Here is an 8,215-nt window from a genome sequence, read left to right as displayed (position 1 = left end):
CGCGCGCGGCGGCCGAACATCCCCGGATGGGCATAGAAGGGGACCTCGCGACCACCGTTGCCAGCCCTAATCAGTTCCAGCGCCTTGAGCATTCCGCCCGCGTGATCCCAATGGCCGTGGCTGAGCACGACGCTTTCTACTTGCCCGAGATCCACGCCCAGGCGGCGTGAATTGCGTTCGAAGGCGTATTCCTCGGGGCCGGAGTCGAACAGCACGGTATGGCGCTCTCGTCCCCGCGAGGCGACAATCAAGCAGGACAAACCGTGGCATGCGCAGCACAGGCAATCACCGGTCAATTCTGTCATCCCGTGCCGTTCCAGATACGCGAGCTCCGTTTCCACGAAGGCGGGCGCGGTGGACAGGTTATCGGTTACGTTATCGACCAGAACCTGAATTTCGAGCTTGTCCACCGGTGTTAGAATGTCCATTGCCAACCTCCTGCGGTCGCTTCCTTATATCATGTGGTGTGTCTTCGACACTCGATCGGGCGCTTAAGTCGCGTCCATTTGCAAGTGCCCAAAGGCTTGGCACAATATTTTTTGCCGCATGTCAAGGCTTACGAGGCAGCAGCCTGAGCCAGTGGAAACGCTACAGCAGCTTTTAGTAGTTGAGGATGAAGCCAAGCTGGCGGCCAACCTGAAACGGGGGCTGGAGGAGGCCGGCTACGGTGTTGTGGTCGCGACGGATGCGCAGGCGGCTCGCCGCGCTTTGGGCGAGGGTAAATTCGATTTGATGACCCTCGACCTGCGCTTGCCGGGTGAAGACGGGCTGGAGTTCCTACACGCACTGCGGGCCGCCGGCTCGGCCCTGCCGGTGCTGGTTCTGACCGCGCGCGGCTCGACTGAGGAGCGGGTGAGCGGGTTGGATGGCGGCGCCGACGATTACCTCATCAAGCCCTTCGCCTTTAGCGAATTGCTGGCTCGCGTGCGCGCCCTGTTGCGCCGCCCGGTTTCTGCCACGCGCACTTTGATCGAGGTTGGGGAGCTGCGCTTGGACAGCGCGCGTCGGCAAGCCTGGCGCCAGCGACGTGAACTCAATTTATCGCCCAAGGAGCTAATGCTCCTTGAATATCTGATGCGTCGGGCGGGTGTAGCGGTCAGCCGCGACACCCTGGGAGAAGCGCTGTGGGGGACGGCATACAAGCCTCTGTCCAATCTGATCGAGGTATTTATCAACCGGGTGCGTCAGAAAATCGATCAGGTGGGCCAGCCCTCCATGATCGTCACGGTGCGCGGGCGCGGTTACCTGCTGCGGGTAGAAGTGCCCGAGCCTTTGCGCGGCGGCGGGCTGCTGGTGTGAGCCTGCGCCTGCGCCTGACCCTGTACTGGGCAATCGTCACCGCAGCGATCCTGTTGGGGGCCGGGTCACTCATTCTGGGTTATTTCTCGCGTGAGATGTGGGGCACGTTGGATCGGGCGCTGCTGGAGGAGGCCGATACCGCCGCTCACGCCTTGTCCCAAGCCTCGCCCCGCGAAGCCCAGGCCATCCTCAATGGCTTGAGCGTCGAGACCGATCTCGGGCCCGGCCGCCGCGTTCGTCTAAGCGCTCCCAGGCGGGTGTGGTTCGATCGAGGCGCGGCGGCGACGCGCCCGCCCGCGGGCTGGCCCCTAGTGCCCACGGGCGTGATCGCAAGCGGCGTTGATGGCCGCTCCCGCTTCGCCGTGGTGCCGCTGCAGTTTCAAGCTCAGCCGGCCTGGCTGCAAGACGGGATCGACGCGGCGCCGGTGGCGGCCACGGTGGCCCGCTTGCGCCGCACTTTGCTGCTGGTGTTGCCGCTTATCCTCGGCTTATGCGTGGCGGGTGGCTACTGGCTATCCGCACGAGCGCTGGCGCCTATCCGGGGGCTGGCCGCGGCCTTGGTGCGCATCGGCCCCAACGATCTGCGAGAGCGGCTGCCTCAGCCGGCCACTAAGGACGAGCTGCGTCGTCTGGTGGACTCGATCAACCAGCTGCTTACGCGCCTGGAGCGGGCTTCCGCCGCGCAGCGACGCTTTATTTCAGAAGCGGCCCACGAATTGCGAACACCCCTGACCGTCGCTCGCAGCGGGCTTGAAGTATCACTGCGCCGCCCGCGCAGCGTGCAGGAAAGCCGCCTGGCGATGGAGGAAGCGCTGGCGGAAGTGGAAAAACTCTGCGCCACGGCCGAGGATCTTTTGGCGCTGGCGCGCCTGGATGCGGCTTACACTGCCACCTCCGACATCCTGGATATGGCTGCCCTGGTGGTTGCGGTTGCCTATCGCGCGCAGCCGCTAGCTGCCGCTCGCCGCCAACGGATCAGCGTATGCACCGACGGTGAATTGCCGGTGCGCGGCAGCCGCCGCGATTTGGAGCGCGTGATGCTAAACCTGCTTGATAACGCGATCAAGTTCACCCCCGAGCGGGGCGCGATCGAGTTGGTGACCAGTCGCGAAGGGCAGTTTGCCCGGCTGGCGGTATGTGACAACGGACCAGGCTTGATGACGGGTGAAGCCGAGCGCATCTTCGATCCCTTCTTCACCAGCCCCAATACCAAGGCGGCCGGCAGCGGTTTGGGCTTGGCGCTGTGCCGCGAAATCGTCTCGCTGCATCATGGTACTGTTGTCGCCCGCCAGCGCGCCGAGGGCGGGTGCGAGGTCGAGGTGCGGCTGCCGCTGAGCGGCTCGAACATAAATATTTGTTAATTAGGTTTAGGTTCGCACCCCTGCTACTTCTTATCCCATGGCTGGCAACCTTGGGATGGGTCTTTTCAAGTTTGGTCAACCACGGCTGGCAGCGGGCAGGAGAACGGCTCAGGGCCTGCGCGTTTCGACTCTGATGCTAGCCGGCCTGCTGCTGGGAGCCTCGAGCGCAGGTGCGCAGAACCTGACTCTGAACGAGGTGATCGAGCGGGCGCTGAAGTTTACGCCGGCGATGGAATCGGCGAGCGCGCAACAGCAACTGGGCGCCGCGAATGTCGACGTAGCGCGTGCTCCGCTGCTGCCCAACCTGGAATACGACACCGAGTATTATCAGGCGCCTGGCTACAGTCCGATTATTACCAATAGCGGCCAATCGGACACCATGTTGGTGCTGACTTATACCGCCTTTGACGGTGGGCAGCGGCTGGCGCGCTACCGAGCCGCGCGCTATGCCAGCCAGGCCGCTGCGATGGGAATGGCGGCGGCGCGCGCACAGGTGGTGTTCGATGCTAGTTTGGCCTATTACAATCTGCTGCAAACCAGCCAAATTGAAACCGAGCTCAAGGCCAGTCTGCACCGGCTGGATCAGTACGTTACTATCGTCATCGCGCTGCAGCGCAACGGACGGGCGATCGTAAGCGATGTGTTGAAAATCCAAAATGCGCGCAACGCCGCCGAGCTCTCCCTGGTCGGCGCGCGCGCGGCGCGCCAGCGCGCCTCGGTAGTACTGGGCGCGTTGATGGGCGATTTCGATCAGACCGATATCGGAATTGCCGATATCACCGCGCCGCCCCCACCTCCGGGCGACGACATCGAGCGCAATCCGCTTCTGGTGGCGGCTCAGCGCCGAGTCAACGCAGCGCAGCAGGAAGTTACGGCGGCGCGTGCCGAAGCCTATCCGACCTTCAGCCTGGCTCTCACCAGCGGCTTTCTCGGAGTCAACCCGCCGCATACGGTGGCTCACAACCTGGGGGCTTCCTACGACGGCCTGGTGACGGTGCCGATCTTTGAAGGCGGCCTGATCCGCGCGCACGTCAATCAGGCCAAGGCGCGCCGGATGGCGGCGCTAGCCCAGCAACATCAGATCGAGATCGATCTTAAGCAGCGCTTGGCCGATGCGCGTCTGCGCTACCAGCAGGCGAGCGAGGAGCTAGCGATGCTGGCCCATGCGCTACCCACTGCGACCAACGCCTTCGCGTTGTATTGGACCCGTTTTCTGGGTGGCGGCAACACCACCTTGCTGGAAGTGCTGGATGCCTACAATCAGGCGGAACAGATGAAGCTCAGCCGCATCCAGCAAGTGTTCGCGCAACGGTTGGCCAGCATCGAGGGCCAACTGATCGTGGCCCAGCCGTGAGCGACTCTCGGCCACGGAGGTGCTCGCGCTGGTGTGCGCCGGCGCTCGGTGCGCTGGCGATCGCGGTGTTGGGGTGCGCTCGCTCGGAGGACTCTAGCACGGCTGGTAATGTGGCCTCGGTGCCCGTGATGGCGGTATCGGCGGCGCGGGTTACGCGGGCGCCGATCCAGCAGAGCACGCGGCTGCTGGGACTGACCCAGGCCTTGCGACATGTTACCCTGCGCGCACCGTGCGCAGGGATGGTCCAGGGGCTAGAACTGCAAAGTGGCGACCGGGTGCGGCGGGGGCAAATCGTGGCCCAGGTGATCAATCAGGAAGATCTAGCGGCCCAAGCAGGCCTGGGCGTGGCGCGCAAGCTGGATCCGGCCTCGGCCGCGCAACTGGCGCGCACGATCAAACGCTTTGCCTCCGATGCGGGCGTGCCAGTGGTGGTTCCGCAAGCGGCGGTGGTGGCCAAGCGCCTGGTCAGCAATGGTCAGATCGTTGCCTACCTCGATCCGCTGGTTGATCTGATTGATCCTTCCAGCATCTACGTCCAGGCCACCGTGCCGATCGATCAGGCCCGTCGCCTGAAACCAGGGATGATGGCGGAAATCAGCTCGCCGCTCGCGCCGGGAGAGGTATTTCCCGCCCGCTTGCAGGCCTTGGCTCCCAGTTTCGACCTCAATCCTGCCACTGCCTCCGCCCGGCTCGCCTTTTTGCGCTCGCCCCCGCTGGCGGTGGCTGGAATCGCGGTGGAGGTCACTATAGTAACCGAGACCGTTTCACAGGCGGTGGTTATACCCAAGGCGGCACTGTTCGAGAGCGCGGGCACGCGTAGTTACTACGTGTTCGTTGATCAAAATCAGATCGCGCGCCGCACAACTATCGTGCCGGGGGTTCGCCAGGATGATTTGGTCGAGGTGCGCAGCGGCCTGCGTCCGGGTCAAATCGTCATTACCTCGGGTGGTTATGCGCTCTCCGACGGCCTCAAGGTGCGCGCCACCATCGAGCCTGACAATGGCGCCGCCAGCAAGCTAATGGCGCCTGCGGCGCAGACGGGTGCGCGCAGACCGGTGGCAAAACCCGGCGACCAGTGATGTTTTGCACAACCGACAGGTAAAAGATCGGTCATTACCGGGCCAGGTTGGCGATTAGCATGAAGCATGATTACTCATTGCTCGCGTTGCTGGCTGTGTTTGCCACTAGCATCCTGGGCGTGCTGCTCGCCCTGGGCATTCCCAATTCGGTCTTTCCCGAGATCACTTTCAACCGCGCGGTGATCATCGCCAACAGTGGTGACCTGCCGGCTGCTCAAATGCTGGTAGCGGTCACGCGCCCGCTAGAGCAGGCCTCTTATGGAGTAATCGGAACGCAGCTCGTACGTTCCTCCACGACTCGCGGGTCGACCGAGATCGACGTCAATTTCAGCGAGGGCAGCGATGCCAACACCGATTACCAATTGCTCAATGCGGCGTTGGGTCAGGTGCGCAGTCAGCTGCCGCCCGAAACAACTATTGACACCCGCCTGCTCACCAGCAGCACCTATGAGATTCTCGACGTCAGCATTAGCTCGCCGGTGCGCAGCTTGGCTGAGCTGACCGATATCGCCTTCTATGAGATGGTGCCCAGCTTCCATCGCATTCCAGGGGTCTACCTGGTCCAGATGGGAGGGGACAAGTACAGGGAATTTGTCGTCCATCTCAATCCGGCCAAGCTTTTGGCCTATAACCTGACGCCACAAGCAGTAGTCGCGGGGTTGGCGCAAGCCAACGTGATCGCCTCGGCCGGGCGGGTCAATGATACCCATCGGCTGTTGCTCACGGTGATCAGCAGCAACCTGCGCGGCACGGAAGATCTGGAAGGCGTAGCAGTGGCCAACAGCGGCGGTCGTCCGATTCGGGTCAGCGATCTGGCCACGGTCGAAGTGGGAATTCGCGAGGACTACGTGCGCTGTGAATCGGAGGACGGCCCGGCGGTCCTGATCGGGGTGTCGCGCCAACCCAGCGGCAACACAGTCGCGATTTCGCGCGAGGCCCACGCACTGGTCAACGAATTCCGCCGCCGCTATCCCGACGTGCGCTTTTCCTTCAATTACGATCAGGCTCAACTGGTCAACGAATCTTTCGGCAGCGTGCGTGACGCCATCGTGATCGGTCTGGTGCTGGCGGTCGCAGTCGTGCTGCTGTTCACGATGAGCCCACTGAGCGCCCTGGTTTCCGCGATCGTCGTGCCGTGCACCATCGCCACCACCTTCTGCGTGCTCAAGGCGACCTCGATGAGCTTCAACATGATGACGCTGGGCGGGCTGGCGGCCGGTATTGGGCTGTTCATCGATGACGCTATCGTGATGATCGAGGCGATCCATCGCTCGCTGGCTCACAGCCGCGAGATCGGCGAAGCGGTGCGCGGGGCACTGAGCGAACTGACGCGCCCCCTAATAGCCTCGACCCTGACCGTGATTGTGGTCTTTTTACCGCTGGCGTTCATTTCGGGCGTGACGGGGCTGTTCTTTCGCGCCTTGGCCATCACGCTGGGCGCCGGGCTGCTGATCTCTTTAGCCATCGCGTTGGCCTTTACTCCCGCTTTGGAGCGCAAGGTCGGCCGTTGGCGGCGACGCAGCCGCCCTCCCGGGCGGCTGTTCCATGGCGCGCTGTTTTTGTACGACCGGATGCTGTGGCCGTTTCTGCGCTTTCCCGCCCTTGCGGTGCTGGCGGTTGTGCTCTCGTTGGGCGCGGCGGGCTGGCTGGCCAGTAATATAGGCACCGACTATCTGCCGGCGATGGATGAGGGCGCATTTGTCCTGGACTACATCACGCCGCCCCAGAGTACCCTGCACGAAACCGATCATTTGCTGCATATGATCCAGGCGGTCTTGAAAAACACGCCCGAGGTGGTCGCCTTCGCTCGTCGCACTGGTACGCAACGCGGTTTCCAGCTCACCGAATCCAACACCGGGGACATCACGGTGCGGCTCAAAGCCAATCGTCAACGTGGGATCAACGCGGTGATGGAGGCGGTGCGCGAGCGCGTGCTGGCCAGCGTGCCTGGCGTGCAGGTCGATTTTTCGCAGGTGCTACAGGATCTGATTGGCGATCTGTCCGGGACCCCGCAACCGATCGAGGTCAAGGTCTTCGGTTCCGATCAAAGTGCCATTCAAAGCACCGCCAACACTATCGCTGCGAGGCTGCAACAAACGCCGGGTCTGGTCGACGTTTACAACGGCGTGGTGCTGAGCAGTCCCGAGGAAGAGCTGGTCGTCGATCACGCCCAGGCCCTGCGCTACGGGCTGTCGGCGCAGGATATTCAAACTGCCTTGCACGCCGTGGTCGAAGGCACGGTGGCCACCCAGTTGCGCGTGGGTGATCGCTTGATCGACGTGCGCGTGCGCTATCCTTCGGATTATCACAACAATCTCGATCTGCTCTCCCAAGTTCTGCTCAAAACTCCGGGCCCCGGTAATATTCCGCTCTCGATGGTGACGAGAATGCGCTACCTGGGTGAGAGCACCGAGTTGGATCGCGAGCGACTGCGCCCGGTGGTTCACGTTACCGCCCGGATCAGCGGCACTAATCTGGGAGTTGCGATGGCCAGGGTAAAGGCGCGGCTGGCCAATCTCGCGCTGCCGCCAGGTGTGACGCTGGAATACGGCGGTTTGTACGCCGAACAGCAGCAGGCCTTTGGACAGTTGGCCTTGGTGATGGTGGTCGGAACTGTGCTGATGTTTCTGGTGGTGGTGTGGGAATTCGGCCGCCTGACTCCCGCGCTGGCGATCGTGCTGGGCGCGCTCTCCTGTTTGGCTGGCAGCCTGATTGCGCTGGAGTTGACCGGCATCACCTTAAACATTTCCTCTTTCATGGGACTAATCATGGTCGCCGGCATCACCGCCAAAAACGGCATCCTGCTGCTCGACCACGCCGAGCATGAAATCACCGACGGCAAGACGCCGCGGGCCGCGCTGACCAGTGCGGCCGAAATCCGCCTGCGTCCTATCATGATGACTACTCTGGCCACTGCCGCGGGTTTGCTGCCATTGGCGATGGGTTTTGGTGCGGGCGCCAAGATTCAGCAGCCGCTGGCGATTGCGGTGATCGGCGGACTGGCTTTCGCGATGGTGCTTTCGACCGCTCTGGCGGGTGGCCTGTATCTCATCGGTACGCCCCGTCCGACGCGCGCTTGAGTCTGGATTGCGGAACGTGTGCGGGCAGGAATAGGGTCGGGG

The 8,215-nt window shown here is 62.9% G+C and carries 6 protein-coding genes; 5 read left to right on the top strand and 1 reads right to left on the bottom strand.

Annotation, left to right across the window (positions count from 1 at the left end):
• Positions 1-428, bottom strand: a 428-nt coding sequence (locus VKV28_02965) for an MBL fold metallo-hydrolase (protein ID HLH75746.1), incomplete at its 3' end; no start/stop codon positions are given.
• 151 nt (positions 429-579) lie between these two features.
• Here VKV28_02965 and VKV28_02960 point away from each other — a divergent pair.
• The 5 genes from VKV28_02960 (at position 580) to VKV28_02940 (ending at position 8,173) form a co-directional block, all read left to right on the top strand.
• Positions 580-1,299, top strand: a complete 720-nt coding sequence (locus VKV28_02960) for a response regulator transcription factor (GenBank protein HLH75745.1) — start codon at positions 580-582, stop codon at positions 1,297-1,299.
• Complete coding sequence (locus tag VKV28_02955) at positions 1,296-2,660, top strand: HAMP domain-containing sensor histidine kinase (protein ID HLH75744.1); 1,365 nt, start codon at positions 1,296-1,298, stop codon at positions 2,658-2,660. The genes VKV28_02960 and VKV28_02955 overlap by 4 nt, the downstream gene beginning before the upstream one ends.
• Before the next feature lie 55 nt (positions 2,661-2,715).
• Positions 2,716-4,014, top strand: a complete 1,299-nt coding sequence (locus VKV28_02950) for a TolC family protein (GenBank protein ID HLH75743.1) — start codon at positions 2,716-2,718, stop codon at positions 4,012-4,014.
• 110 nt (positions 4,015-4,124) lie between these two features.
• Entirely contained in the window at positions 4,125-5,093 is a 969-nt protein-coding gene (locus VKV28_02945) for an efflux RND transporter periplasmic adaptor subunit (GenBank protein HLH75742.1), read from the top strand.
• 59 nt (positions 5,094-5,152) lie between these two features.
• Positions 5,153-8,173: an efflux RND transporter permease subunit gene (locus VKV28_02940; protein HLH75741.1), complete on the top strand. Its 3,021-nt coding sequence runs from the start codon at positions 5,153-5,155 to the stop codon at positions 8,171-8,173.
• Positions 8,174-8,215: the final 42 nt, after the last annotated feature.

The sequence above is a fragment of the Candidatus Binataceae bacterium genome (assembly GCA_035294265.1).
Classification (GTDB): Bacteria; Desulfobacterota; Binatia; order Binatales; family Binataceae; genus DATGLK01.
The sequence above is the reverse complement of the archived record's forward strand: the minus strand, read 5'-3'. Positions and strand labels throughout refer to the sequence as shown.

Excerpts from the sequence above, each read along its gene's own strand:
- VKV28_02950 (HLH75743.1), top strand. The coding sequence starts at position 2,716 with ATGGGTCTTTTCAAGTTTGGTCAACCACGGCTGGCAGCGGGCAGGAGA.
- VKV28_02940 (HLH75741.1), top strand. The coding sequence starts at position 5,153 with ATGAAGCATGATTACTCATTGCTCGCGTTGCTGGCTGTGTTTGCCACT.